Here is a 25,286-nt window from a genome sequence, read left to right as displayed (position 1 = left end):
GACGCAGCAGTTCCTGCCGCTGCGTTTTCCATCGCGGCTTGACTGGGCCTTGAACACTGCCGGCGCGGTGGCCGGGGCCACGCTGTCGGCGCTGGCCCTGCGGCTGGGCTGGGTCGACCGTTGGCAGCAGGCGCGCGACCGCTGGTTCATCCGCCGCAGTGGCGGCGCGCTGGCGCTGCTGCTGGCCTGGCCGCTGGGGCTGCTGTTCCCGACGCCRATGCCGCTGGGGCTGGGGCCCAGCTGGGCGCGCCTGCAGGACGGGTTGATGGACCTGCTGGTCGACGTGCGCGGTGCCGAAGACCTGCTGGCCTGGCTGGAGGATTCGCCGCCGCCGATGGGCCAGTTGTCGGCGCTGCCCGAGGCGTTGGGCATCGCGCTGGGCTTGCTCGGCCCGTGTCTGCTGGCCTTTGTCGTCACGCGCCAAGGCTGGCGCAGAGTGGCGATGGCGTTCGGTGCGGCAGTGCTGGGCTTGGCCACGACCACGCTGTCCGCCGCATTGAATTTCGGCCCGGCGCATGCGCTGGCCTGGTTGACGCCGGTGGTGGCGCCGGCCTGCGCGCTGGCGCTGCTGGTGGCGGCGCTGCTGGTGCGGGCGTCCGCGTCGCTGGCAGCGGTGCTGGGTGTGGCCGCGCTGTCGGCCAGCCTGATGCTGGTCGCTCAGGCGCCGTCTGACCCGTACTTCGCGCTCAGCCTGCAGGGCTGGGAGCAGGGGCGCTTCATCCATTTCCATGGCCTGGCGCAGTGGCTGGGCTGGCTGTGGCCGGTGGCGGCGCTGCTGTGGCTGGCGGCGCATCTCGGCTCGCGCGATCCTCGCGACGCATGACCCCGCATGACGCAGGGGCCGCCCAGCGGCTCGTGCGCAGGCCGACTTTTACAATTCAACGATGAGCTACTACAAGCACCACGTTTTCTTCTGCCTGAACCAGCGCGACAGCGGCGAAGCCAGCTGCATGCAGCACGCCGCGCAGGATGGCTTTGCACGGTGCAAGGCGCAGGTGAAGGCGGCGGGGCTGGCCGGGCCTGGCGGTGTGCGCGTCAACAAGGCTGGCTGTCTGGACCGCTGCGCAGGAGGGCCGGTCGCCGTCGTCTACCCCGAAGGTGTCTGGTACACGTATGTCGACGAGCACGACATCGATGAGATCGTCGAATCGCACCTGAAGAAGGGTGAGCCTGTCGAGCGCCTGATGTTGCCGCCGAACGTCGGCCGTTGAACCGGGCCACGTTGACGGCATGAACAGCAACACCCTGCGGCAAAGCATGGCCGGACCGGCCGGCGCGATCGAGACCGCGATCGACCTGCCGCCGGCGGACACGCCAGTGCGCGGCGTGGCGGTCATCTGCCATCCGCACCCGCAGCATGGCGGCACGATGGACAACAAGGTCGCCCAGATGCTGGCGCGTACCTTTGTGCAGCTGGGTTACCGCGCGGTGCGCTTCAACTTCCGTGGCACCGGCGCCTCCGAAGGCGCCTGGGACGAAGGCCGCGGCGAGATCGACGATGCGTTGGCGGTGATCGCCGCGCACCGCGACCCCGAGCTGCCCTTGGCGCTGGGCGGCTTTTCGTTCGGCGCTTACGTCACGTCACAAGCCGCCAAGCGTCTGGCCGACACTGGTGCGCCGGCCGAGCGGCTGGTGCTGGTCGGGCCGGCGACGCAGAACTTCGAGGTGGCCCCGGTGCCGGCCGACACCATCGTCGTGCACGGCGAAGTCGACGACGTGGTGCCACTGACCGCCACGCTGGACTGGGCCCGCCCACAGCACCTGCCGGTGATCGTGATGCCCGGCGTCGGTCATTTCTTCCACGGCCAGCTGACGCTGCTGAAATCCATCGTCGTCCGCAACTGGCACCGGTGAACCCGGGCGCCGCGGGCGACTCTCTCTCCTACCTCTGGCTCCCTGTGACCGTCTCGATGACCCGTTTTCTCCGTTCCCTTTGCCTGGCCGCCGCGGCCGTCACCTTCAGCCTGCACGCCACGGCGCAGGCGCCACAGCCGCCCGAGATCGCGGCCCGCGGCTACCTGCTGATCGACATGACGGCCAACCAGGTGCTGGCCGAGCGCAACGCCGATGCACCGGCCGAGCCCGCATCGCTGACCAAGCTGATGACGGCCTACCTGGCCTTCGTCGCGTTGCGCGACAAGAAGCTGACGCTGGAGCAGCGGCTGCCGGTGTCCGAGCGGGCCTGGGCCGAGCGCAAGGGCGGCGGCTCGCTGATGTTCATCGACCCGAAGATGACGCCGACGGTGGACGAGCTGTTGCGCGGCACGATCATCGTCTCGGGCAACGACTCGTCGGTCGCGTTGGCTGAAGGTGTGGGCGGCTCGGTCGACAACTTCGTCGCGATGATGAACCGCCAGGCCCAGGCCTGGGGCCTGAAGAACACCAGCTTCAAGAACGTGACCGGCCTGACCGAGCCGGGCCACTCGAGCACCGCGCGTGACCTGGCGGTGATCGCCCAGCACATCATCCTGGACTTCCCCGACCGGTATCCCTACTACTCGGTCAAGGAATACAGCTTCAACAACATCCGGCAGGACAACCGCAACCTGCTGCTGCGCCGTGACCCGACCGTCGACGGCATGAAGACGGGCTTCACCGATGCCGCCGGTTATTGCTTGGTCTCGTCGGCTCAGCGCGACTTTCCGAACGGCAAGCGCCGCTTGCTGTCGGTGGTGATGGGCACCGACTCGATGCAGGCCCGCGCCAACGAAAGCCAGAAGCTGCTGAACTGGGGCTACACCGCCTTCGACGCGGTGCGCCTGTTCGACAACAGCAAGCCGATCGCGACCGTGCCGGTGTGGAAGGGCCAGGTTAACGAAGCCAAGCTGGTCGGCGAGGGCCCGCTGTTCGTCGCCGTGCCGCGTGGTGAGGGCGACAAGCTGAAGACAACGATCGAACGCACCGACCCGCTGGTCGCCCCGCTGACCAAGGGCCAGCGCGTCGGCACGTTGAAGGTGACCACCGCAAGCGGCGCGCCGGTGGCGGCTTTGCCGCTGGTGGTGGCCGAAGAGGTGCCCCAGGCCGGCATTTGGGGCCGTGCCTGGGATGCCATTCGCCTGTGGATCAAGTAATCTCCGCAGGTGTGCGGGAAATCCCGCACTGATGGTCCCGCACTGGTCCCGCCCCTGGAGGTCCCGATGAGCGCCCTGCCTGACACCTTGTGCGATCTGAATGGCGAGTTGCTGCCGCTGTCGCAGGCGAAGGTCAGTGTGCTTGACCGCGGCTTCATCTTCGGCGACGGCATCTACGAAGCCATCCCCGTCTATGGCCGACGCCTGTTCCGCTTCGACGACCACATGGCCCGTCTGGCGCGCAACCTGGACAAGCTGCGCATCGCGCCGCCGCCGGACTTGCGCAACCCCGCTGACTGGCTGGAGCGCGCACGCCGCGTGATCGCCGCGCAACCGGCGGAAGACCAGATGCTCTACATCCAGATCACCCGCGGCGTGGCGATGCGCGACCACGCGATGCCGGCCGACGTCGAGCCGACGGTGTTCATGATGAGCAACCCGTACAAGCCGGTGCCAGCCGAAGCGCGCCACCAGGGTGTGGCGTGTGTGAGCGCGCGCGACTTTCGCTGGGAGCGTGGCGACATCAAGGCCACCTCGCTGCTGGGCAACGTGCTGGCGCGCCAGATGGCGGTGGACCAGGGCGCGGCCGAGACCATCCTGTTCCGCGAAGGCGCGCATGGTGGGCCGTGGCTGACCGAGGGCTCGTCCAGCAATGTCTGGGTCGTGCACGAGGGCGCGCTGCTGGGCCCGCCGATGAACGAACACGTGCTCGAGGGCATCCGCGTCGCGTTGCTGCGCGAGCTGTGCGAGGAAGAGGGCATCGCCTACAACCTGCGACCGATCAGCGAGGCCGACGTGCGCGCTGCCGATGAACTGCTGCTCAGCTCGTCCGGCCGCGAGGTGCTGGCGGTGACCAAGCTCGATGGCGACCTGGTCGGCCACGGCGCGCTGCGCGGGAAGCCGGGCCCGGTCTACGGCCGGCTGTACGAGGCCTACCAGCGCGCCAAGCGTGAGCAGTCCGTTTGAGGTTTCAGCGTCGGCCGGTCTGGGTCTGCCCAGACGCCGGGGTTGAATGAAGCGGTGCGCGGCCCCACTTTTCGAGGCCTGAGCCACCGTATTGAGTCTGATTCGAGATGCACGAGATCCCACCCGAACAATCGTTGATCGAATACCCCAGCGCCTTCCCGATCAAGGTGATGGGCGCGCATGTCGAAGGTTTCGTCGACGCCGTGGTCGCGGTCGCGCTGCAGTTCGACCCGGGCTTTGATACGACCACCGTCGAGACGCGCCCCAGCAAGGCCGGCAACTACCTGGGCGTGACGATCACCGTGACGGCGACCAGCCGCGAACAGCTCGACGAGTTGTACCGCACGCTGTCGACGCACCCGATGGTCAAGGTAGTGCTCTAACCGCCGCTTCGGTTACTGCGCGGTGAGCCGCGCGTCGATGTCCTTGAGCTTGGCGGGCGCCGCTTCGTCGCCCTGCCGCGCGGCGGCGGCGTACCAGTAGCGCGCCAGCCGCAGGTCGGCCGACACGCCGTCGCCCTTTTCGTACATCGAGCCGAGGATGTATTGCGCGCCGACGTCACCGTGGTTGGCTGCCTCGCGGTACCAATGCGCCGCCTGCGCGGCGTCCGCCGGCGCGCCGCGGCCCATGAAGTAGGCCGTGCCAGCAGCCACCTGTGCGTCGACGCTGCCTGACAGCGCGGCGCGTTCATACCAGACCAGCGCCTGCGGCAGGTCCGGCGCACCGAGTCGTCCGCTTTCGTACAACTCACCGAGCGCAAACTGGGCGGTGACGAAACCCTGCGCGGCGGCCTGCATCAGCAACTCGCGGGCGCGGACGACGCTGGCGTTGGGCAATTCGCCGCGCAGGTGCATCACCGCCAGGTTGTGGGCCGCCGCTGCTTCACCCGCCGCAGCGAGCGCGGTGAAGCGCAGTTCGGCGCCGCCAAGGTCACCGCGTTCATAGATCGCCACCGCTTCACCGAGGGCGGCGTGCCGCTCGACGGGCGTCATCTCGTCCGCAGCGGCGGGGCCCGCGAAAACGGCCACCGCCAACAGCAGCCCGATCGAAAACTTGGTCATCTCTCTTTACTTCCTGACTGGCCCGGATCTCACCATACGCCGAAGGGCCGGCCACGCTCGGGGCCGGGGCAATGCATGGACCTGGCCGACAATTCGCCCATGCCCGACACGCCGAGCGCGCCGCATCTCCAGTTCCTGGGTCGGCAACCCTACGACAAAACTTACGACGCGATGCGCCGCTTCACCGCCGAGCGGCAACCGCACACGCCGGATGAGCTGTGGATCGTCGAGCACCCGCCGGTGTTCACGCAGGGCATTGCCGGCAAACCGGAGCACCTGCTGGCGACCGGCGACATCCCGGTCGTGCCCAGCAACCGGGGCGGCCAGGTCACTTTCCATGGCCCTGGCCAGGTGGTCGCCTACCCGTTGATCGACCTGCGGCGCCTGGGCATCTACATCAAGGAATACGTCTTCCGGCTCGAAGCGGCGGTGATCCAGACGCTGGACGCCTGGGGCGTGATCGGCTTTCGCGTCGCCGGCGCGCCGGGCATCTACGTGAACCTGGCCGATCCGTTGAATGCCGGCTTGCCAGCCGGGCCGCGGCAGGATCCGTTCAATGGCTTGGGCAAGATTGCGGCGCTCGGCGTCAAAGTGAGCAACCACTGCACTTATCACGGTGTCGCGTTGAATGTTTCGATGGATCTGCAGCCTTTCGAGCGGATCAATCCGTGTGGCTACGCAGGCCTGCGTACCGTCGACCTCGTTACACTGGGCATCCGTGCAAACCCTGAAGTCGTCGCGCGCCAGTTGGCTGAGCGGCTGTCTGTGCACCTGAGCCCACTAGCCCTCTGACCCTGGACCGCCATGGCCACGCTGAACACGACCCACGAAGCCAAGACCGGCGCCGACTACGACGCCAGCGCCAAACAAAAGGCGCAGGCCAAGACGGCGCGCATCCCGATCAAGATCGTGCCGGCCGAGGTGCTGAAGAAGCCCGACTGGATCCGCGTGCGGGCCGGTTCGCCGACGACGCGCTTCTACGAGATCAAGCAGATCCTGCGTGAGCACAAGCTTCATACCGTCTGCGAAGAAGCCTCGTGCCCGAACATCGGCGAATGCTTCGGCAAGGGCACGGCGACCTTCATGATCATGGGTGACAAGTGCACGCGCCGCTGCCCGTTCTGCGACGTCGGCCATGGCCGGCCGGACCCACTGGACGTGGATGAGCCGGCCAACCTGGCCAAGACGATCGCCGCGCTGAAGCTGAAGTACGTGGTGATCACCAGCGTCGACCGCGACGACCTGCGCGACGGCGGTGCCGGCCACTTCGTCGACTGCATCCGCCAGGTGCGCGAGCTGTCGCCGGCGACGCAGATCGAGATCCTGACGCCCGACTTCCGCGGCYGCATGGACCGTGCGCTGGACATCCTCAAGGCCGCGCCGCCGGACGTGATGAACCACAACCTCGAGACCGCGCCGCGCCTGTACAAGGAAGCGCGTCCGGGTTCGGACTACCAGTTCAGCCTGAACCTGCTCAAGCGCTTCAAGGACGCCGTGCCCCATGTGCCGACCAAGAGCGGCCTGATGGTCGGCCTGGGCGAGACCGACGAAGAGATCCTTGACGTGATGCGCGACATGCGGGCACACGGTGTCGACATGCTGACGATCGGCCAGTACCTGGCGCCATCGGGCCACCACCTGCCGGTGCGCCGCTACGTGCACCCGGACACCTTCAAGATGTTCGAGACCGAAGCGCAGAAGATGGGTTTCAGCCACGCCGCCGTCGGCGCGATGGTGCGTTCCAGCTACCACGCTGACCAGCAGGCCGCCCACGCTGGGGTCTAGCCGGCGCAGCCTGAGCGAGCGGACGCCGCTCAGGCCTCCTTCAACAGGTCTTCGATCAGCCCGTGCAGGGCAGCGAAATCGGGCGCACCGACGAATTTCTTGACGATGYCGCCCTTCTTGTCGAGCAAGAAAGTGGTGGGCGTCAGCCGCACATCGCCAAACGCTTTGGCCACGCTGCCGGTGTTGTCGATCGCCACGCCGAAGGGCAGCTTGCGTTGCTCGGCAAAGCTGGCCACGTAGGCCGGCGGGTCGTAGCTCATCGCCACCRCCAGCGTGTCGAAGCCGCGGCCCTTGAACTTTTCGTGGGTGGAGATGATTTGCGGCATCTCGCCGACGCAGGTCGTGCAGCTGGTTGCCCAAAAGTTGACCAGCATCACCTTGCCTTGCTGCGACTTGAGTTGGGCTTTCGCGCCGTTCAGCAGCGTGTAGCCCACGTCGGGTGCGCTTTCGCGGGCCGAGCAGGCGCTCAAGCCCAGCGAAGCCAGCGGTGCGGTTGCCACCAGACTCAGTGAGCGTGCAAGATGGCGGCGGCGTTCAATGTCCATGAGAGGGTCAGGCGATGCAGCGAAGGCAGTTTACGACGGTGTCCGGAAGCTTGCTGTGGCTCGGATTCGGGCTCAGCCCCGCCGCACGGGCTTCGTTGGGCGGCTGGCTCAGCGAAGGTGACGCTTCGTTGGGGGTGAAGACGGCGCTGGAACGCGGCGCCACCTCGGCGGTCAGCCTGCTGGGCCGCACCGACGGCTTCCTGAAGAACCCGAAGGTGATGATCCCGCTGCCGGGGTTCATGAAAGATGCGGCGCAGATCCTGAAGTTCACCGGCCARCAGAAAAAAGTCGATGAACTGGTCACTGCGATGAACCGCGCCGCCGAGGCGGCAGTGCCGGAGGCTGAGGCCCTGTTGCTCGAAGCGGTGAAGACGCTCAGCGTGGCCGACGCGGTGAAGATCGTGCGCGGCAACGACACGTCGGTGACCCAGTACTTTTCCGGCAAGACCCGGGTGCCGCTGGGCGAGAAGTTCCTGCCGATCGTGACCGAAGCGACCGAAAAGGTTTCGCTGGCCGACAAATACAACGCGGTGGCCGGCAAGGCCAGCGGCTTCGGGCTGATGAAAAAGGAAGACGCGAACGTCCAGCTCTACGTCACCCGCAAGGCGCTGGACGGGCTGTACTGGATGATCGGCGAAGAGGAAAAGAAGATCCGCAAGGACCCGGTGGGCACCGGCAGCGAGATCCTCAGCAAGGTGTTCGGCAAGGGCTGAGGCAAGGGTGGGGGCGGCGACTCGCCACCCCCTGGGCCAGCCTACAGCGTGCGCGACAGTTCGAAGATCAGTGCCGACGGCAGCGAGGCCAGCACCGCTTCGCGGCCCAGCGTGGCGTGTTGGCGATCGCCCTCGTTGGACAGCGCAAAGGCGTTGCCTTCCTGCGCGATTTCGATGAACACGAAGTGCGGCACATCGGTTTCGATGCTGGCGCGCAGGCGGTCGAAACGCTGACCGGCCAAGGCTGATTCGTAGATCACCGCCTGCGGCAGCGCGTCGCGGCAGAACTCTTCGGCCTCGTCGACCGAGCTGACATAGTCGACCACCAGGCCCATGTGGCGGGTGGCTTCTCGGATGTCCGTGCGCAGGTCGCGTCGGCCCGCGAGCACCAGCACCTGGGCGCCAGCCAACGGCTTGGAGTTGTCGGACACGCCGAAACCCTGGTCGATCTCGATCGCGGTGACGCCTTCCATCTGGTCGGTCACCGTCTGCGGGAACTCGATCGTCACGGCGGCGATGCCCTCCGGCCCGTCGACCCGCTCGAGCCCGAGCTTCAGCGCCCAGGCAATCTGCTGCACCAGGCGCCAGCTCATCGTGTCGAGCTGGTCGATCGGCGTGTCGCCGTCATTGCGCGCGAAATCGTCGCCGTTCACCTCGGCCGGCGGGCGGTGGCTGAAGTGACAGCTCAGCCGCGCATGGGGCGGCCAGGGCCGCAGGTCGATGCGGAATTCGAGGTTGGCCTGGGCGTGCTCCATCGTCCAGTCGACCAGCGCCTGCAGCAGCGAGTGCAGCAGAGTGGCGTCGACGATCACGTCGATCGGGCGCATGGACTGCCGCACATCGACGCCGCGGGCACTGATCTCTCGGCTGCGCTGCACCAGCACGTCTCGCGTCATCTGCGTCAGGCTCAAGGCCTCGGGCGACTGGCGGATGCGGCCGGACGCAAAACGCGCCAGCTGCTGGCCCATCATGCCGATGCGGCGGGCCAGCTCGATCTCGTCGCGCAGCGCCTTCAGGCCAGGGCGGTCGATCTTGCCGGTGGTGGCCAGCGCGGTCACCCGCTCCAGCGCACTCGACAGCGAGACGCTGATTTCGCTGCCGACTTGCGCGATCAGCGCGCGGTAGTGTTCTTCCTGGCCCTCGGGCGGCCAAGTCGGATTCGCGGCACGCATGGTGGAAGGGAGTCTGTCTGGCGCGTTCATGGCAATGTGTTCGCCGATCACAGACCCTCCCTGACGACCAGCGAGCTGGCCGAGAAATACTTGGTAGCGGAGAGCCCGATCGGTTCAACCGGGTCGTGATTTCCTGCCTTGAATGGTGTCCGTTTGTGACAGCTGGGTCCATCCCACGGTTCTTGGGGGGCAGAGGGCTGTGACGGATTCATTCGTGAATTTGTTCGCGTTTCAGTCGGCAGTCAATACGGGCGCCAGCAACGAAGCGAGTTTCTCAGGTGCCGAAATCATGGCGTCGTGGCCGGTTTGCAAGGCGAAGACCTGCCAGCCGGGTTGGGACCGAGCCCGCTGCCGGCTGGTGGCAATGGTCGGCAAGGCGGGCGACTGGCAGTCGATGAAGAGCCGACGCAGGCCAGACCCGCGGGCGGCGTCAAAGTGCAGCGGCTCGTCGTAACAGGCGCCGGGATGCAGGCTTTGGCGGCGCAGCACCCAGTCGCGGTCGGCGCCTTCCAAGCCGAAGGCCGTTGGGTCGGGCGGTGCCAATCCCCCGTGTTCGGCAATCTGGGCTCGCCGTTCGGCCTGGGTGGTGGCGGTGTGCGTGCTGGACCAGCTTTCACCGCTTTGCGGCACCACGGCGTCCAGATAGACCAGGGCGGAGAGCCGTTCGGCACAGCGGTCGGCCACGCCGGTGATGACCATGCCCGCGTAGCTGTGGCCGACCAGAACGGCGTCTTGCAGCTCTTCGGCTTCCAAGGTCGCGACCACGTCCTGGATGTGGTCGGCGAGACCGATGTCGGCACGAAAGAGATGACGCCGCGCGCCCAAACCATTCAAGTCCACCGCGAACGTCCGGTGTCCGGCCGCCCACAGGCTTGGCAGCAGCTTGCGCCAGCACCAGGCGCCGTGCCACGCACCGTGGACCAGAACCACATCAGCCATGGGCATGCCTCCTTGGACCCAACGTTCGAGCCGCCTTCGCCTCGGGGGCGTGGCGCACCGGCCGAGATAATGCGCCGAATGCATGCTGTCCCGGCCACTTTTTCTCTTGCTGCCCCACTGGACGCTGTTCGGCGGCCGGTGATGGCGAAGGCCTTTCCAATGCTGGTTGCGGCTTGGCTGGCCGCTTGCTCGCCCGCACTGGACTGGCGTGAAGCGCAGATCGACGGGCCTGGCTTGGCCGCGATGTTCCCTTGCCGCCCCGTTGGGCAGCGCCGCCAGATCGAGCTGGCCGGCGCGGCGGTGACGATGGAGATGCAGGCCTGCGAGGCGAGTGGTGCCACGTTCGCCGTCAGCGTGGTGGATATGAAGGATCCCGCGGCGGTGGCCCCGGCTTTGTCGGCCCTGCGTGACGCCACCCTCGGCAAGCTCGCCAGCCCGACCGTGACAGCTGCCCCCACTGGCTGGAGCCTGACCGGGGCAACGCCCCAACCGGCGGCAGGCCGCTGGCAACTGAACAGCCAGCGCCCCGATGGCTCKCCGCTCAGCCTGGACACGGCCGTGTTCGCCCGGGGCACCTGGGTCGTCCAGGCCACCGTGATCGACACCAAGCCCGACGCGCGGGCCAGCACTCCGTTCTTCGAAGGGCTGCACTTCGCACTGTGAGTGCGAGCTCATCGCCAATAATGTCGCCATGGCCGGTTTGGTGATTGTTGCGCACGCCCCGTTGGCGACTGCCTTGCAGGCCGTTGCCCGGCATGTGTTTGCCGAGCGCAGCGAAGCGCTGCTGATCGTGGACGTCTGGCCCGATTGGTCGGCGGAAACCGCAGAACAAGAGATCCGCGCCGCGGTCACCCAGGCGGCGGCCGGCGCGGCGGGGGGCGAGGTCCTGATCCTGGTCGACGTGTTCGGCGCGACGCCTTGCAACGCTGCCCAGCGCGTGGCCGACGGAGTTGGCGTGCGCCTGGTGGTGGGCTTGAACGTCCCGATGCTGTGGCGCGCCCTGGCCTATGCGCAGCAGCCGATCGACACCCTGGTGGAGCGCGCCCTCGTGGGCGGCACACAGGGGGTGATGCCGGCGTCGCCCCAGAAACCCCAGGACCAGCCACTACACTCGCAGCCGAATGATTCGACGCACCGTCACCATCAGCAATAAGCTGGGCCTGCATGCCCGCGCATCGGCCAAGCTGACCAAGCTGGCTGGCGGCTTTCAGTGCGAGGTGTTCATGAGCCGCAACAGCCGCCGCGTGAACGCCAAAAGCATCATGGGGGTCATGATGTTGGCCGCCGGGGTTGGCAGCCAGGTTGAAATCGAAACCGAAGGCGCCGACGAGCAGCAGGCGATAGACGCCATCGTCGCGTTGATCGACGACAAGTTCGGCGAAGGCCAGTAGGCCTTCGGTTCGCCGGCGCTCAGGCGCCGAGGAAATGCTTGCGGTAGCGCGCCGGCAGGTCCGACAGGCGCAGCAGCAGCGGCAGGTCCGCGGTGTTGAAGTCCGGGTCCCAGGCCGGTGCGCCCAGAACCTTGGCGCCGCAGCGCAAATAACCCTTGATCAGCGCCGGCGGTTCGACGTCCAGGTTTTGATCGAGTTCGTCCACTGGCAGCGGCAACCGTGGGCGAACCTGGTATTCCAGGCCGGCCAGATGGCTGGCTTGGAGCCGCGCCCACAGGCTGGCGGCGGTGTGGCCACCGTCGCGCATGCCGATGCTGGCGCAACCGACCATGGTGTCGAGCTTGTTGCTGCTCATGAACTCCGCCAGCGCGCCCCACAGCGCCRGGATCGCGCCGCCCGAGCGGAACTGCGGGTGCACGCACGAGCGGCCCAATTCGGCCATGCGGTCGCGCAGCGGGCGCAGGCGGGTGAGGTCGAATTCGGTGTCGCTGTAGTAACCACCGGCGCGCCGGGCGGCCGTCGGCGTCAGAACGCGGTAGGTGCCAATCACCTGCCCGGGGGTGTCGTCGGTGGCAGGCGTGCGCACGAGCAGGTGCTCGCAGAAGTCGTCGAACAGGTCGACATCGTGCCCGGCGGGCGCGTTGGGCGGCAGCGTCAAGCGCGCGCCCATTTCGCCGACGAACACCTCATGGCGCAGGCGCTGCGCAGCGCGAACCTCGTCCGCATGGCGAGCCCAGCGTACTTCGAAGTCCGGCTCGCGGGTGGCGGCCGGCTTGGTCGGCGCCAGCGCATCCGCCCCTGCGTGCCACGGGCCGACGTTGATGTCGCGCGCCGCTCGTCCTTCGCGCGGGGCATGTTCTTGGCCCGACGCGGTGCGGCCGAAGCGGAAGTCCATTGAGCTGAGCGGCGGCAGAGCGGGGTTCGGCAGGTCTTTCATGACAGCGTCTTTCCTTGGTGTTGCCGCAAATGCTCAGGCCCCGCGATGACCTGTGCATGACCGACGGGTGACGCTGCCGTGACAGGGGCGGTGACCGCCTACGAACTCACGGACCGGCTGCTACAGTGAAGCCATGAGCATCCAGGTCTTCGGTCAGCCGGTGTCTCGCGGCGTCGCAATCGGCCGGGCGGTGCTGGTCGCCTCCAGCCGAGTCGACGTGGCGCACTACTTCATCGACAACGACCAGGTCGAGGCCGAGGTGGCCCGCCTTCGCGATGCGCGCAACGAAGTGGCGGCCGAGTTGGGCGCGCTGAAAAGCGAGGTGCTCGAGGAAGCGCACGCCGAGTTGGTGGCGCTGCTAGACGTGCACTTGATGCTGCTGCACGATGAAATGCTGTCCGACGCCACCAAGCAGTGGATCGTCGAGCGCCACTACAACGCCGAATGGGCGATGTCGGCGCAGCTGGAGGTGATTGCCCGCCAGTTCGACGAGATGGAGGACGAGTACCTGCGCGAACGCAAGGCCGACCTCGAGCAGGTCGTGGAGCGCGTGCTGAAGGCGCTGGCTCGGCAGACAGCACCGAACGGCCACGGCGCCGCAGGGAGTGCGCGCGACTTTGCCGGTGAAGACCCCTTGATCCTGGTGGCCAGCGATATTGCGCCGGCCGACATGCTGCAGTTCAAGCGAAGCGTATTCACCGGCTTTGTCACCGACGTGGGCGGGAAGACCTCGCACACGGCCATCGTCGCCCGCAGCATGGATATTCCGGCCGTGGTGGGCGCACGCGAAGCCAGCCGCATCGTGCGCCAGGACGACTGGATCATCATCGACGGCGACACCGGCGTGCTGATCGTCAACCCGTCGCCGATCGTGCTGGAGGAATACCGCTTCCGCCAACGCCAGATCGAGCTCGAGCGGGCCAAACTGAACCGGTTGCGGCACACCCCGTCGGTCACGCTGGATGGCCAGGTGATCGAACTGCTGGCAAACATCGAGCTGCCTTCCGACGCCGCGGCGGCGATCGAAGCCGGTGCGGTTGGCGTGGGCCTGTTCCGCAGCGAGTTCCTCTTCATGAACCGTGACGGCGAACTGCCCGATGAAAAAGAGCAGTTCGAGGCCTACCGCGCGGTGGTCCAGGCGATGGGTGGCTTGCCGGTCACGATCCGCACCGTTGACGTGGGCGCCGACAAGCCGCTGGACCGGATGTCGGCGCACGAGTTGCGCCACGAGCATTCATTGAACCCGGCGTTGGGCCTGCGTGCCATCCGCTGGAGCCTGGCCGAGCCCGAGATGTTCGGGCGGCAGCTGCGCGCCATCCTGCGCGCCAGCGCCTTTGGCAAGGTTCGCATCCTGGTGCCAATGGTGGCYCAGATGAGCGAAGTCCATCAGTTCCTGCAGGCGGTCGAGCGCGCCAAGGCGCAGCTGAGTGCCGAAGGTGTGGCCTACACCAACGTCGAGCTGGGCGCCATGATCGAGGTCCCCGCGGCGGCATTGATGATGCCCAACCTGATGCGCTACTTCGACTTCGTCTCCATCGGGACGAACGACCTGATCCAGTACACGCTGGCCATCGACCGTGCCGACGAGGCGGTCGCCCACTTGTATGACCCGTGGCATCCGGCGGTGCTGCAACTGGTTGAGCGCACCATCGCTTGCGCCAACGAGGCGGGCAAGGGGGTCAGCGTGTGCGGCGAAATGGCAGGTGACGCGACCTTCACTGAGCTGCTGCTCGCGATGGGGCTGCGCAGTTTCTCGATGCACCCGGCGCAGGTGGCGTCGATCAAGCAGCGCGTGTTGCGCGCCGACGTGCGCGCATTGCGGACGCAGATCGGCGCCGTGCTGGCAGCAGACTCGCCGCAGGACGCCTGCGTGGCGCTGCTGAAGTCGCGCCCGAACTGAAGGCCCTGAACAGGGCGCCCAACAAATTTCGGCGACCCGCTTGCATTGCAGTTTGAAAGACTGCTATAGTCGTGGGCTTCGCTGCTCGCAAACGCAGGCAGACGCTGACAAGCAAAAGGCCCCGGCCAATTCGCGAAATCAGCGGCCAAACCGAAAGGTGCGGCGAAAAGCGCGGAAAGGTTGAGCGCTTGACAAGGTTTTAAAAACAAGTCAAAATCTTCCTTCTTTGCTGATCACTGATCTGCAACGAGTCGAAAGCGAAAGCAGACGACAAGTTCTTTAAAAACTAACAGCCGATAAGCGTGGGTGTTTGAAGGCGAGTGCTTGCTTGAGTAATCAAGCGAGTCGCAAGACTTTAAATGCTCATGGAAGTGAAGTTCACTTCAATTCTTTGAGCGAAATTCAAGATCGAACTGAAGAGTTTGATCCTGGCTCAGATTGAACGCTGGCGGCATGCCTTACACATGCAAGTCGAACGGTAACGCGGGGCAACCTGGCGACGAGTGGCGAACGGGTGAGTAATGCATCGGAACGTGCCCAGTAGTGGGGGATAGCCCGGCGAAAGCCGGATTAATACCGCATACGACCTACGGGTGAAAGGGGGGGATCGCAAGACCTCTCGCTATTGGAGCGGCCGATGTCAGATTAGCTAGTTGGTGGGGTAAAAGCCTACCAAGGCGACGATCTGTAGCTGGTCTGAGAGGACGACCAGCCACACTGGGACTGAGACACGGCCCAGACTCCTACGGGAGGCAGCAGTGGGGAATTTTGGACAATGGGCGAAAGCCTGATCCAGCCATGCCGCGTGCGGGAAGAAGGCCTTCGGGTTGTAAACCGCTTTTGTCAGGGAAGAAATCCTTTGGGCTAATACCCCTGGGGGATGACGGTACCTGAAGAATAAGCACCGGCTAACTACGTGCCAGCAGCCGCGGTAATACGTAGGGTGCAAGCGTTAATCGGAATTACTGGGCGTAAAGCGTGCGCAGGCGGTTATGCAAGACAGATGTGAAATCCCCGGGCTCAACCTGGGAACTGCATTTGTGACTGCATAGCTGGAGTGCGGCAGAGGGGGATGGAATTCCGCGTGTAGCAGTGAAATGCGTAGATATGCGGAGGAACACCGATGGCGAAGGCAATCCCCTGGGCCTGCACTGACGCTCATGCACGAAAGCGTGGGGAGCAAACAGGATTAGATACCCTGGTAGTCCACGCCCTAAACGATGTCAACTGGTTGTTGGGAAGGTTCCTTCTCAGTAACGTAGCTAACGCGTGAAGTTGACCGCCTGGGGAGTACGGCCGCAAGGTTGAAACTCAAAGGAATTGACGGGGACCCGCACAAGCGGTGGATGATGTGGTTTAATTCGATGCAACGCGAAAAACCTTACCTACCCTTGACATGCCTGGAATTTTGCAGAGATGTGAAAGTGCTCGAAAGAGAACCAGGACACAGGTGCTGCATGGCCGTCGTCAGCTCGTGTCGTGAGATGTTGGGTTAAGTCCCGCAACGAGCGCAACCCTTGTCATTAGTTGCTACGAAAGGGCACTCTAATGAGACTGCCGGTGACAAACCGGAGGAAGGTGGGGATGACGTCAGGTCCTCATGGCCCTTATGGGTAGGGCTACACACGTCATACAATGGCCGGTACAGAGGGCTGCCAACCCGCGAGGGGGAGCTAATCCCAGAAAACCGGTCGTAGTCCGGATCGCAGTCTGCAACTCGACTGCGTGAAGTCGGAATCGCTAGTAATCGCGGATCAGCTTGCCGCGGTGAATACGTTCCCGGGTCTTGTACACACCGCCCGTCACACCATGGGAGCGGGTTCTGCCAGAAGTRGTTAGCCTAACCGCAAGGGGGGCGATTACCACGGCAGGGTTCGTGACTGGGGTGAAGTCGTAACAAGGTAGCCGTATCGGAAGGTGCGGCTGGATCACCTCCTTTCTGGAAATGCCAAAGCGCGACTTTGATGCTGTTCGCAAGATCAGCGCAAAGCGTAGCCGAAGCGAAACAGACAGCACTCAATTTCTTGCACCCACACTTATCGGCTGTGAACACAACAGTGAGTGAGAGCGTGAGCCTGGTGAGCGTCAAGATGGCCTTGGTTGTTATCTAGCAAGCCGGCTGACGTGAAAAGACACCGGGCTCGCGGTCATTAAAGATGCGTGGGTCTGTAGCTCAGTCGGTTAGAGCACCGTCTTGATAAGGCGGGGGTCGTTGGTTCGAATCCAACCAGACCCACCAACGCGACCTGCAAAAGGATCGGGGGATTAGCTCAGCTGGGAGAGCACCTGCTTTGCAAGCAGGGGGTCGTCGGTTCGATCCCGTCATCCTCCACCATCCCACTCACGCTGTCGAAAGCAAACCCAAACATCTTGTCGGATGCTTGGGTTTGCTGACGAAAGTTAGCTGTTGTTCTTTAACAATTCATAGAGTCGAATTAGCGCTGCTGATGGAAAGCTGCTCGGGGGTAAAGGCCCGAACGGCACCGTGCCATCAGCGGCATATGATTGCGTCACCAGAACTTCAACTTGCAAAAGCAAGATTTTGAAGAACGGCATAACGTGAATACTCAAATATCGATCGCTCTAGCGTGGGCGATTGATACCAGTCCTTGACCGACGTTCTTAAGCATTGGACGTCAAAGTTATAGGGTCAAGTGACTAAGTGCATGTGGTGGATGCCTTGGCGATTACAGGCGACGAAGGACGTGATAGCCTGCGATAAGCTTCGGGGAGCTGGCAAATAAGCTTTGATCCGGAGATTTCCGAATGGGGAAACCCACCCTTAGGGGTATCGCATGATGAATACATAGTCATGCGAGGCGAACCGGGTGAACTGAAACATCTCAGTAGCTCGAGGAAAAGACATCAACCGAGATTCCGAAAGTAGTGGCGAGCGAAATCGGAACAGCCTGCACGTTTTAGCAGTTGGTTTATCAGAACGGAATGGAAAGTCCGGCCACAGCGGGTGATAGCCCCGTATGAAAAAAGCCGATTGTGGAACTAAGCGTGCGACAAGTAGGGCGGGACACGTGAAATCCTGTCTGAATATGGGGGGACCATCCTCCAAGGCTAAATACTCGTAATCGACCGATAGTGAACTAGTACCGTGAGGGAAAGGCGAAAAGAACCCCGGGAGGGGAGTGAAATAGATCCTGAAACCGCATGCATACAAAAAGTCGGAGCCCGCAAGGGTGACGGCGTACCTTTTGTATAATGGGTCAGCGACTTACATTCAGTGGCAAGCTTAACCGAATAGGGAAGGCGAAGGGAAACCGAGTCCGAATAGGGCGTCTTAGTCGCTGGGTGTAGACCCGAAACCAGGTGATCTAYCCATGKCCAGGRTGAAGGTRMGGTAACACGCACTGGAGGTCCGAACCRACTAGTGTTGCAAAACTAGCGGATGAGCTGTGGATAGGGGTGAAAGGCTAAACAAACCTGGAGATAGCTGGTTCTCTCCGAAAACTATTTAGGTAGTGCCTCAAGTATTACCATCGGGGGTAGAGCACTGTTATGGCTAGGGGGTCATGGCGACTTACCAAACCATTGCAAACTCCGAATACCGATGAGTACAGCTTGGGAGACAGAGCACCGGGTGCTAACGTCCGGACTCAAGAGGGAAACARCCCAGACCRCCAGCTAAGGTCCCCAAAATTGGCTAAGTGGGAAACGAWGTGGGAAGRCYAARACARYCAGGATGTTGGCTTAGAAGCAGCCACCATTTAAAGAAAGCGTAATAGCTCACTGATCGAGTCGTCCTGCGCSGAARATGTAACGGGGCTAAGCCAGTTACCGAAGCTGCGGATTTGCTAGCAATAGCAAGTGGTAGGAGAGCGTTCTGTACGCCTGTGAAGGTGGATCGTGAGGTCTGCTGGAGGTATCAGAAGTGCGAATGCTGACATGAGTAGCGTTAAAGGGGGTGAAAAGCCCCCTCGCCGTAAGCGCAAGGTTTCCTACGCAACGTTCATCGGCGTAGGGTGAGTCGGCCCCTAAGGCGAGGCAGAGATGCGTAGCTGATGGGAAACAGGTCAATATTCCTGTACCGATCTATAGTGCGATGTGGGGACGGAGAAGGTTAGCTCAGCCGGGTGTTGGATGTCCCGGTTCAAGCCTGTAGTCATGCCTGGTAGGCAAATCCGCCAGGCTTAGATGAGGGGTGATAACGAAGCGGCTTGCCGCCGAAGTGAGTGATACCCTGCTTCCAGGAAAAGCCACTAAGCTTCAGCTATAGACGACCGTACCGCAAACCGACACTGGTGCGCGTGATGAGTATTCTCAGGCGCTTGAGAGAACTCTGGAGAAGGAACTCGGCAAATTGACACCGTAACTTCGGAAGAAGGTGTGCCTCTAGTAGGTGAAGTTGTACAAACGGAGCCCAATGAGGCCGCAGAGAATCGGTGGCTGCGACTGTTTATTAAAAACACAGCACTCTGCAAAGACGAAAGTCGACGTATAGGGTGTGACGCCTGCCCGGTGCTGGAAGATTAAATGATGGGGTGCAAGCTCTTGATTGAAGTCCCAGTAAACGGCGGCCGTAACTATAACGGTCCTAAGGTAGCGAAATTCCTTGTCGGGTAAGTTCCGACCTGCACGAATGGCGTAACGATGGCCACACTGTCTCCTCCAGAGACTCAGCGAAGTTGAAATGTTTGTGATGATGCAATCTCCCCGCGGAAAGACGGAAAGACCCCATGAACCTTTACTGTAGCTTTACATTGGACTTTGAACAGATCTGTGTAGGATAGGTGGGAGGCTTTGAAGTGGTGCCGCTAGGTGCCATGGAGCCAACGTTGAAATACCACCCTGGTGTGTTTGAGGTTCTAACCTTGTCCCGTTATCCGGGATGGGGACAGTGTATGGTGGGCAGTTTGACTGGGGCGGTCTCCTCCCAAAGTGTAACGGAGGAGTTCGAAGGTACGCTAGCCACGGTCGGAAATCGTGGTGATAGTGCATTGGCATAAGCGTGCTTGACTGCGAGACTGACAAGTCGAGCAGGTACGAAAGTAGGACAAAGTGATCCGGTGGTTCTGTATGGAAGGGCCATCGCTCAACGGATAAAAGGTACTCTGGGGATAACAGGCTGATACCGCCCAAGAGTTCATATCGACGGCGGTGTTTGGCACCTCGATGTCGGCTCATCTCATCCTGGGGCTGTAGCCGGTCCCAAGGGTATGGCTGTTCGCCATTTAAAGAGGTACGTGAGCTGGGTTTAAAACGTCGTGAGACAGTTTGGTCCCTATCTTCCGTGGGCGCTGCAAGATTGAGAGAGCCTGCTCCTAGTACGAGAGGACCGGAGTGGACGCACCGCTGGTGTATCGGTTGTCATGCCAATGGCATTGCCGAGTAGCTAAGTGCGGAAGAGATAACCGCTGAAAGCATCTAAGCGGGAAACTCGTCTCAAGATGAGTCTTGCCGGGGCCTTGAGCCCCCTGAAGAGTCGTTCGAGACCAGGACGTTGATAGGCTGGGTGTGGAAGCGCAGTAATGCGTTAAGCTAACCAGTACTAATTGCTCGTGAGGCTTGACCCTATAACTTTGATGTAGAATCTACGTCAGAGTAGACTGGTTGAGAATTTATAGTTATGCCGTTAATCCGGTGTACGCAATCATATAATTCGACTCTATTGAATTGGCTTGGTAGTCCTAAAGACTATCAGGCAACAAGTTAAGCCTGATGACCATAGCGAGGTGGTCCCACTCCTTCCCATCCCGAACAGGACAGTGAAACGCCTCTGCGCCGATGATAGTGCGGATTCCCGTGTGAAAGTAGGACATCGTCAGGCTAATATCCGAAAGGCCCGATTGCGTTGCAGTCGGGCCTTTTCCTTTTCCTTTTCCGGTCTTCGATATCTCTATCGGACTGTCAGTATCAGTCCGCGGCCTGGCATCAATCAGGCCGCGGATCGGCCTTCTAGAACATCGCAGGTTTGCGCGTTGGAAATACTTGCGGCCGCAAATGCCAGCGAATTCAGCCTCATTTCGGATGACTCAGCAGAAGTTGCTCGCGAAAGCAGACTGCTGAGCATGGAGCTGACGCTTGATATGCTGGCCTCAGCCAAGGGTGTCCAATCGCCGCCGCCGAGAGCATTCACTCGGCATCCGTTCTCGAACTGGTCGTAGGCGGAAGCGAGTATCAACTGCGGAACGGTATGCCTCAATGCCTGAGCGACGCTGCCGATTCCCCCGTGATGTACAAACAGGCGTGCACCTTGCAGTAACTGACCTAGCGGCGCTTGATCAATCGCGAAGACATTAGAAGATGCGTCCAACGCCCGCACAGGCGACTCGCCGCGAAGATGTGGCGACAGAACGACCGTCGGCAAACCGAGTCTCGTGCACGTTGGCAGGATCAATTCGCTGAATTGCTGTGCCGCTATGGCCGCTGAGCCCGGATAAATCAGCACGTACCGCGGATATTGACGAATGAATTCGATCAGTTCTGTGGGCAGCGGTTTCTGGTGTTCGGGCTCGAAAAGCGGAAAGCCCGTCTGCACCACGCCTCGCCGCTGCCAAGCTTGCGGAACAGCCGCGAACTCGCGCGGATACAGCGCAATGCCGCCATCCGGGGAATGCAGCCAATTGCTGAACGCAGAGCTTTTGATCTCTGACGTTTGCCATTGGCTTTGCCAGCGCTTCAGCGCGGGCCGGGCCATAGGTTCCAGCTTCCATCGGTCGAGCAGACGCCACAGCATTCGTCGACCCGAGGATGGCATCCATGGCGGCACGCGCCAAGCACCCAGGAACATCGGATCCTCGATGCTGCGCAAGCCCATAGGGGCGGTGTAGCCCGAGAGCAGGCGAATCTGATGTGGCCAGCGTTCGCGTGCGAAGCGTGCGCCTGCTGCCAGTGGTGACGCTAGAACCGTCAGACGCTCCCCAGATGCCGAGGCGGAATGGGCCAGTTCACCGAGCGCTTCGCAAGTCGGCTCGATCGCCGGTACCGCGAGGTGTCGCCACAGCACGCCGAACCCATGCAGCGGGTGCCACAGCAGCGGGTGCTTCAATGTGCGCTCATGTGCAGCGGCATCGACTACTGCTCGAAAAGGCACACCTTCGGCCAGCGACTGGTTCTCGTAAGGAGCTTGCGACAACAGCTGCACCTCATGGCCGCGCCGCACCAGTTCGTGCGCGATGGCGAGGAACGGGTGTAGATCTCCCGCACTGCCGAGCGTCACGACGGCAAATTTCATCGACGCGGCCCGCCGAAGCGCTGGAAGTCGGTGAAGCTCGTGACTGCGGGTTGATGCGCAAAGCTGTCGGCCAACCATCGTGGGCCAGCGCTCAGCGCAAAGTAATCGTAGGTGCCTGGCACTTCAACGGCCATCAAGTACTGGAAATGGCAGCGGTACTTGTCGCGTCGAACCGCTTGATAACGCTCGGGCGGAAAGCACTGCGCAAACCTGGGCGATACCCTCTTCGGCCCGCTCAATCCACGGTTCCCATCCGGCAAGCCGTCCTCACACACTTCGGTCGGATCGATCAGCGCAAAGCAGCAACCATCCGGCGGTGCGGTGACGTCGATCCAGTTCAGATCGCGCGCACCCCGAAGAACGCCGAGCTCTTGCCGGAATGCCGTCGCCTCCGGTTGGTAGCTGAGCAAAGGAATGCACTCCCCGAGCGTCAGCATCGACAGCGAAGTTGGGCGCTGTAGCAACTGCGGGTCGGCGCGCAATGCGCGGGCGACTACACTCACTGCGAGCATCGCCCCCGAGCTGTGGCCCACGACCAGCACCTCGTCGACCGCGGAGGCATCGACCAACTCGCGCAATCGCTTCGCGAACTGGTCGAGCCGCTCCTCCAGTGCAGGCAATCGCCCACGTGCTTGCTGCAGGACGACGCTCGCGCTGCGCATCAGCCACGCCATCTGCACTTTGGTTTGCGCGCGTTGAGCCCAGGCGCGCAATGGCGCGATGCCGACAACGACCAGTGCGACGCCAAGCCATGAAGCCAACTGGGTGCCCACCCACCATCCAAGCGCGGCTAGACCAAGCAGAGAGAGCAGCACACCCGCCAGCAACGCAGCAGGCAGGCTCAGCGCCAGAAACGCAGGCCAGCTCGTCTGAAGAATGCGCCACAGTGATCCATTGCCCAGAAGGCGTGCCGTGGCGCCCACGGTCACCGCCAGCAGGCGCATCTGCCCGCGCGGCCAATGCTGGCGCACGATGTCGTCCCAGCGCAGGAATTCGTAGCGGGTGTCGACCGGCTCGCCGCCGTCGGCGCCTTGCCAGCGCACATCCCAGGCCGCGTTGCTCCCGGCGCGCTGGCGTGGCCCCACCGTGATCCGGTCTCCGCTGACCTTGGACTGCAGGGCCGCCTGCTCGGCATACAGCGCGTGGTAGTGACCCGGGCCCTGCGGATCAAACCCACTCAGGTACAGCACATGCCGGCGCCGCACGCGTCGGCCACTGGTCGGGATCGCCGACGTGGCGGCGCTTGTCGGGGCCATCAAAAAATCGTTTGCTTGTGCAAACCCTTGGCCAACATCAGATCGACCAGTGGTTGCTCCCGCTTGTTGGCGCGGCGGCAATGCCCGGGCTGGAAACGGTCGGTGATCCAGATGATGYCGCGTGCCCAGCGTTGCTCGCGGGCGCGCCAGGCGTGCGACGAAACCGACTCCCACGCATAGCCGTTGAACAGCGTCGCATTGACGAAGTGGTCCAGCGCACGCACGCCGGAGCGGCCACGCGCGGTGGGGCCACCCAAGCCGATCAACACCAGCAGCAGATAGCCGGCGATGGCCATCGGCACGATCGCCGTCATCACCAGAAAACCCGCCATCCGCTCTTTCATCGCCCCTCACCACCCCGGCGCTGAAACACGCGCAGTCGAATGCCATTTTCCGCGCGAATCGTCAGCCGGCCGACTGGCTCAGGCACGTGCCCCGGCACCGGCTCGACGCGGAAGCTACGCGCCAGCGTGGCCAAGATCAACGCCGCTTCCTGCTGTGCAAAGGCGGCACCGATGCACACGCGGGGCCCCATGCCGAATGGCAGGTAGGCGCGCCGCAGTGATTCACGCGCCGAAGGCCCAGACGCTTCTGTCGCTGCGCCGCCCCCGTCGTCGTCATAGCGATCCGGATCGAACTCATCGGGCCGTGCCCACAGATCACGGTGACGCTGGATCAACCACGGCGAAATGACCACCGACGCGTTGGCCGGCACATGCTTGTCGCGCATCGTGCAGCCCGCCGCCGACTGCCGTGCCAGGAAGCCGACCGGCGGAAATAGCCGCAAGGCCTCGCGAAACACGTTGCGCGCCAGCGCCAGGTCCTTGATTGCGCTGGGGTCGTCGCTGTCCGGGTCGAAACTGGCCTGCGCCTCCTCGTGCAAACGCTCCTGCACCGAGGGCGCATGCGCCAGCAGGTGCAGCGCCCACGACAAGGCGCTGGCCGAAGTCTCATGCCCCGCCAGGAACAGCATCGCGACCTGGTCGACCAGCTCATCAAATCCAAAGCCTTGGCCGGTCTTCTCATCACGCACTTGCAGCAGCGTGGCGAGGATGTCGCCTTCGACGACCGCCTGTCCTGCTTGCGCGGCGTCGTACCGCGGTCGAATCAGCACGGCCAACAGAGTACGGATCTCAGCCGCGGCGCGCTGGCTGCGCCGGATCTGCCACCACGGCCGCAACCAGCGCAGGCCGAAAAAGGCCGGCATCATCAACCGTGGCGCCAGTTCCTGATAGCGCTCGAAGGCGGCGAAGATCTGCTGCGCGCCGGCACTGTCCAATGGTTGCGAGAGGATCGTGCGCAGGATGATGTCGGCCGCCACGTGCGTCATCTCGATCTCGACATCGTGCTCGGCGCCGTCGGGCACCTCGCGCAAGCGTTGCGCCATCGCGGCTGCCGCTTCCCGCATGCGGCCGAACACATGGCGAATGCGTGCCGCCTCGAACGACGGGTCCATCAACGAGCGCTGGCGTTGCCACACCTCGCCGTTGGTCGTGAAGATGCTGTCGCCCAGCAGCGGCCGCAACGCGTCGCCCAGCATCGCGTGCTTGGGGAAGGCCGCCGCTTCGTCCACCATCACCCGCCGCACCAGGGCCGGCTCGTTGACCATGTACAGGTCCACGCCCGGCAGGTGCACCTCGCCCATCTTCATCTGGTAGCTGCGGGCGTACAGGCTGTCCAGCCACGAGCGGCGCTTGCTGAAGAACATGCGCCAGGCGGACGGGCGCTTGGCCTGCGGCGCCGGGTAGTGGGGACAGAAACGTTCGGGGGTCATGGAGTCGTCGAGGGGGGCGCGGGCGGGTGCCGATCACGCAGCGTCGGCCTGCCGGCGGTGAAAGCCAGCAGATCGTAGCGGCCCGCGTGGTCGGCCGGCTTCAGGTACTGCATGTGCATCGCCAAGCGGTTGCGCCTCAAGGCCTGGTAGCGCTCGGGTTGCAGGATCTTCGGGAAGCGGGGCGACAAACGGTGCAGCACGGCCGGGCCCGGGCGATGCCAGGGTGAAATGCGGCCGCAGCCGGCCCAGTCGGCCGGGGCGGTGTAGTCAACCCAGGTCAACTGCGGATGGGCGGTCAGTGCGTCCAACTCGTTACGCAATTGGTGAGCCGTTGCAAAGTAGTAGACCAAAGGCGTGCAATGGCCCAGCGTCAGCAGGCTTAACTGCGGCCCGCCGCTGCGGCCGAGTTCAGGCGCTTGCACCAAGGCGCGCGACAGCGCGCTGGCCGCCAGCGTGGCACCGGTGCTGTGGCCAACGATGAGCAGCTCCTCCGCATCGTGCGACTCAGCAGCGGCCTGAGCGATCAGCGCCGCCATCGCGTCGACGCGCGGGTCGAGTTCGGCCACTCGGCCCTCGGCTTGGGCATGCGA

At 63.5% G+C, this 25,286-nt stretch carries 22 protein-coding genes, 2 tRNA genes, 3 rRNA genes and 1 pseudogene; 18 read left to right on the top strand and 10 right to left on the bottom strand.

Annotated elements, in window-relative coordinates; all coding sequences use genetic code 11:
• From AC1DYI_RS06015 to AC1DYI_RS05990, 6 genes are all read left to right on the top strand, one after another.
• The coding region (locus AC1DYI_RS06015) for a VanZ family protein (protein ID WP_477203167.1) at positions 1–823 on the top strand (823 nt) is incomplete at its 5' end.
• Between the two features lie 61 nt (positions 824–884).
• The gene (locus tag AC1DYI_RS06010; RefSeq protein ID WP_477203166.1) at positions 885–1,211 is read left to right on the top strand and encodes a (2Fe-2S) ferredoxin domain-containing protein; all 327 of its coding nucleotides are present in this window, start codon (positions 885–887) and stop codon (positions 1,209–1,211) included.
• Between the two features lie 19 nt (positions 1,212–1,230).
• Positions 1,231–1,854 (top strand): alpha/beta hydrolase, encoded by a 624-nt coding sequence (locus tag AC1DYI_RS06005; protein WP_477203165.1) that lies wholly within the window; start codon positions 1,231–1,233, stop codon positions 1,852–1,854.
• Positions 1,855–1,910: 56 nt separating this feature from the next.
• Positions 1,911–3,071, top strand: coding sequence for a D-alanyl-D-alanine carboxypeptidase family protein (locus AC1DYI_RS06000; RefSeq protein ID WP_477203164.1), 1,161 nt, complete (start codon positions 1,911–1,913; stop codon positions 3,069–3,071).
• Positions 3,072–3,137: 66 nt separating this feature from the next.
• Complete coding sequence (locus AC1DYI_RS05995) at positions 3,138–4,037, top strand: aminotransferase class IV (protein ID WP_477203163.1); 900 nt, start codon at positions 3,138–3,140, stop codon at positions 4,035–4,037.
• A 107-nt stretch (positions 4,038–4,144) separates the two neighbouring features.
• The gene (locus AC1DYI_RS05990) at positions 4,145–4,420 is read left to right on the top strand and encodes a DUF493 family protein (protein WP_477203162.1); all 276 of its coding nucleotides are present in this window, start codon (positions 4,145–4,147) and stop codon (positions 4,418–4,420) included.
• Between the two features lie 12 nt (positions 4,421–4,432).
• On the opposite strand, the gene AC1DYI_RS05985 is transcribed toward AC1DYI_RS05990, so the two are convergent.
• On the bottom strand, positions 4,433–5,098 hold the full coding sequence (locus AC1DYI_RS05985) for a tetratricopeptide repeat protein (RefSeq protein WP_477203161.1): 666 nt from the start codon (positions 5,096–5,098) through the stop codon (positions 4,433–4,435).
• A gap of 99 nt (positions 5,099–5,197) precedes the next feature.
• On the opposite strand from AC1DYI_RS05985, the gene lipB reads away from it, so the two are divergent.
• Both lipB and lipA read left to right on the top strand, forming a co-directional pair.
• Positions 5,198–5,890, top strand: a complete 693-nt coding sequence (gene lipB / locus AC1DYI_RS05980) for a lipoyl(octanoyl) transferase LipB (protein WP_477203160.1) — start codon at positions 5,198–5,200, stop codon at positions 5,888–5,890.
• Positions 5,891–5,902: 12 nt separating this feature from the next.
• Entirely contained in the window at positions 5,903–6,883 is a 981-nt protein-coding gene (lipA, locus tag AC1DYI_RS05975; RefSeq protein ID WP_477203159.1) for a lipoyl synthase, read from the top strand.
• A 29-nt stretch (positions 6,884–6,912) separates the two neighbouring features.
• Here lipA and AC1DYI_RS05970 read toward each other — a convergent pair whose 3' ends face one another.
• On the bottom strand, positions 6,913–7,428 hold the full coding sequence (locus tag AC1DYI_RS05970; protein ID WP_477203158.1) for a TlpA family protein disulfide reductase: 516 nt from the start codon (positions 7,426–7,428) through the stop codon (positions 6,913–6,915).
• A gap of 14 nt (positions 7,429–7,442) precedes the next feature.
• Between AC1DYI_RS05970 and AC1DYI_RS05965 the strand changes: the two genes are divergently transcribed.
• Positions 7,443–8,141, top strand: a complete 699-nt coding sequence (locus AC1DYI_RS05965; RefSeq protein WP_477203157.1) for a DUF4197 domain-containing protein — start codon at positions 7,443–7,445, stop codon at positions 8,139–8,141.
• A 41-nt stretch (positions 8,142–8,182) separates the two neighbouring features.
• Here the strand turns inward: AC1DYI_RS05965 and AC1DYI_RS05960 are convergent, their stop codons facing one another.
• Positions 8,183–9,313, bottom strand: a complete 1,131-nt coding sequence (locus tag AC1DYI_RS05960; RefSeq protein ID WP_477203156.1) for a hypothetical protein — start codon at positions 9,311–9,313, stop codon at positions 8,183–8,185.
• 231 nt (positions 9,314–9,544) lie between these two features.
• Complete coding sequence (locus tag AC1DYI_RS05955) at positions 9,545–10,336, bottom strand: alpha/beta hydrolase (RefSeq protein ID WP_477203155.1); 792 nt, start codon at positions 10,334–10,336, stop codon at positions 9,545–9,547.
• Between the two features lie 75 nt (positions 10,337–10,411).
• On the opposite strand from AC1DYI_RS05955, the gene AC1DYI_RS05950 reads away from it, so the two are divergent.
• Genes AC1DYI_RS05950 through AC1DYI_RS05940 form a run of 3 tightly spaced genes read left to right on the top strand, consistent with a single transcriptional unit; the run spans position 10,412 to position 11,643 of the window.
• Positions 10,412–10,915 carry a hypothetical protein gene (locus tag AC1DYI_RS05950; RefSeq protein WP_477203154.1) on the top strand — a complete coding sequence of 168 codons (504 nt, stop codon included), beginning with the start codon at positions 10,412–10,414 and terminating at the stop codon, positions 10,913–10,915.
• Between the two features lie 28 nt (positions 10,916–10,943).
• Positions 10,944–11,405, top strand: coding sequence for a PTS sugar transporter subunit IIA (locus AC1DYI_RS05945; RefSeq protein ID WP_477203153.1), 462 nt, complete (start codon positions 10,944–10,946; stop codon positions 11,403–11,405).
• Positions 11,374–11,643, top strand: coding sequence for an HPr family phosphocarrier protein (locus AC1DYI_RS05940; protein WP_477203152.1), 270 nt, complete (start codon positions 11,374–11,376; stop codon positions 11,641–11,643). The genes AC1DYI_RS05945 and AC1DYI_RS05940 overlap by 32 nt, the downstream gene beginning before the upstream one ends.
• 19 nt (positions 11,644–11,662) lie before the next feature.
• On the opposite strand, the gene AC1DYI_RS05935 is transcribed toward AC1DYI_RS05940, so the two are convergent.
• Positions 11,663–12,580, bottom strand: a complete 918-nt coding sequence (locus AC1DYI_RS05935) for a GNAT family N-acetyltransferase (protein WP_477203151.1) — start codon at positions 12,578–12,580, stop codon at positions 11,663–11,665.
• A gap of 133 nt (positions 12,581–12,713) precedes the next feature.
• Between AC1DYI_RS05935 and ptsP the strand changes: the two genes are divergently transcribed.
• The 6 genes from ptsP to rrf all read left to right on the top strand — a co-directional run bounded on the left by ptsP (position 12,714) and on the right by rrf (position 20,259).
• Entirely contained in the window at positions 12,714–14,480 is a 1,767-nt protein-coding gene (gene ptsP, locus AC1DYI_RS05930) for a phosphoenolpyruvate--protein phosphotransferase (protein WP_477203150.1), read from the top strand.
• Positions 14,481–14,890: 410 nt separating this feature from the next.
• Positions 14,891–16,419 (top strand): 16S ribosomal RNA (locus AC1DYI_RS05925).
• Between the two features lie 223 nt (positions 16,420–16,642).
• Positions 16,643–16,719 (top strand) — tRNA-Ile (locus AC1DYI_RS05920).
• Between the two features lie 20 nt (positions 16,720–16,739).
• A tRNA-Ala gene (locus AC1DYI_RS05915) sits at positions 16,740–16,815 on the top strand.
• Between the two features lie 313 nt (positions 16,816–17,128).
• Positions 17,129–20,005 (top strand): 23S ribosomal RNA (locus tag AC1DYI_RS05910).
• A gap of 141 nt (positions 20,006–20,146) precedes the next feature.
• A 5S ribosomal RNA gene (rrf, locus tag AC1DYI_RS05905) occupies positions 20,147–20,259 on the top strand.
• The 16S, 23S and 5S rRNA genes sit together here with 2 tRNA genes alongside, the layout of an rRNA operon.
• A 108-nt stretch (positions 20,260–20,367) precedes the next feature.
• Here rrf and AC1DYI_RS05900 read toward each other — a convergent pair.
• The 5 genes and pseudogenes from AC1DYI_RS05900 to AC1DYI_RS05880 form a co-directional block, all read right to left on the bottom strand.
• Entirely contained in the window at positions 20,368–21,666 is a 1,299-nt protein-coding gene (locus AC1DYI_RS05900) for a glycosyltransferase (RefSeq protein WP_477203149.1), read from the bottom strand.
• Complete coding sequence (locus tag AC1DYI_RS05895; protein WP_477203148.1) at positions 21,663–22,922, bottom strand: hypothetical protein; 1,260 nt, start codon at positions 22,920–22,922, stop codon at positions 21,663–21,665. Before AC1DYI_RS05895 ends, AC1DYI_RS05900 begins: the two co-directional genes overlap by 4 nt.
• Positions 22,922–23,266 (bottom strand): hypothetical protein, encoded by a 345-nt coding sequence (locus tag AC1DYI_RS05890; protein WP_477203147.1) that lies wholly within the window; start codon positions 23,264–23,266, stop codon positions 22,922–22,924. Before AC1DYI_RS05890 ends, AC1DYI_RS05895 begins: the two co-directional genes overlap by 1 nt.
• A complete protein-coding gene (locus AC1DYI_RS05885; RefSeq protein WP_477203146.1) occupies positions 23,263–24,696 on the bottom strand; it encodes a cytochrome P450 in 1,434 nt (477 codons plus the stop codon). The genes AC1DYI_RS05890 and AC1DYI_RS05885 overlap by 4 nt, the downstream gene beginning before the upstream one ends.
• Positions 24,693–25,286 (bottom strand): annotated as a pseudogene (locus tag AC1DYI_RS05880) (hypothetical protein); the annotation flags it as partial. The gene AC1DYI_RS05885 and the pseudogene AC1DYI_RS05880, both read right to left, overlap by 4 nt.

This window comes from Ideonella sp. P3_A4 (genome assembly GCF_056403075.1).
This window is presented reverse-complemented; position numbering and strand designations above follow the sequence as displayed.

What these genes read in the sequence shown, in the direction of transcription:
- AC1DYI_RS06010 (WP_477203166.1), top strand. Translation starts at nt 885, where the DNA reads ATGAGCTACTACAAGCACCACGTTTTCTTCTGCCTGAACCAGCGCGAC.
- AC1DYI_RS05990 (WP_477203162.1), top strand. Translation starts at nt 4,145, where the DNA reads ATGCACGAGATCCCACCCGAACAATCGTTGATCGAATACCCCAGCGCC.
- AC1DYI_RS05885 (WP_477203146.1), bottom strand. Translation starts at nt 24,696, where the DNA reads ATGACCCCCGAACGTTTCTGTCCCCACTACCCGGCGCCGCAGGCCAAG.
- AC1DYI_RS05955 (WP_477203155.1), bottom strand. Translation starts at nt 10,336, where the DNA reads ATGCATTCGGCGCATTATCTCGGCCGGTGCGCCACGCCCCCGAGGCGA.
- AC1DYI_RS05900 (WP_477203149.1), bottom strand. Translation starts at nt 21,666, where the DNA reads ATGAAATTTGCCGTCGTGACGCTCGGCAGTGCGGGAGATCTACACCCG.
- AC1DYI_RS05945 (WP_477203153.1), top strand. Translation starts at nt 10,944, where the DNA reads ATGGCCGGTTTGGTGATTGTTGCGCACGCCCCGTTGGCGACTGCCTTG.
- AC1DYI_RS05995 (WP_477203163.1), top strand. Translation starts at nt 3,138, where the DNA reads ATGAGCGCCCTGCCTGACACCTTGTGCGATCTGAATGGCGAGTTGCTG.
- AC1DYI_RS05940 (WP_477203152.1), top strand. Translation starts at nt 11,374, where the DNA reads ATGATTCGACGCACCGTCACCATCAGCAATAAGCTGGGCCTGCATGCC.
- AC1DYI_RS05960 (WP_477203156.1), bottom strand. Translation starts at nt 9,313, where the DNA reads ATGCGTGCCGCGAATCCGACTTGGCCGCCCGAGGGCCAGGAAGAACAC.
- AC1DYI_RS05985 (WP_477203161.1), bottom strand. Translation starts at nt 5,098, where the DNA reads ATGACCAAGTTTTCGATCGGGCTGCTGTTGGCGGTGGCCGTTTTCGCG.
- AC1DYI_RS06000 (WP_477203164.1), top strand. Translation starts at nt 1,911, where the DNA reads ATGACCCGTTTTCTCCGTTCCCTTTGCCTGGCCGCCGCGGCCGTCACC.
- lipB (WP_477203160.1), top strand. Translation starts at nt 5,198, where the DNA reads ATGCCCGACACGCCGAGCGCGCCGCATCTCCAGTTCCTGGGTCGGCAA.
- AC1DYI_RS05895 (WP_477203148.1), bottom strand. Translation starts at nt 22,922, where the DNA reads ATGGCCCCGACAAGCGCCGCCACGTCGGCGATCCCGACCAGTGGCCGA.
- AC1DYI_RS06005 (WP_477203165.1), top strand. Translation starts at nt 1,231, where the DNA reads ATGAACAGCAACACCCTGCGGCAAAGCATGGCCGGACCGGCCGGCGCG.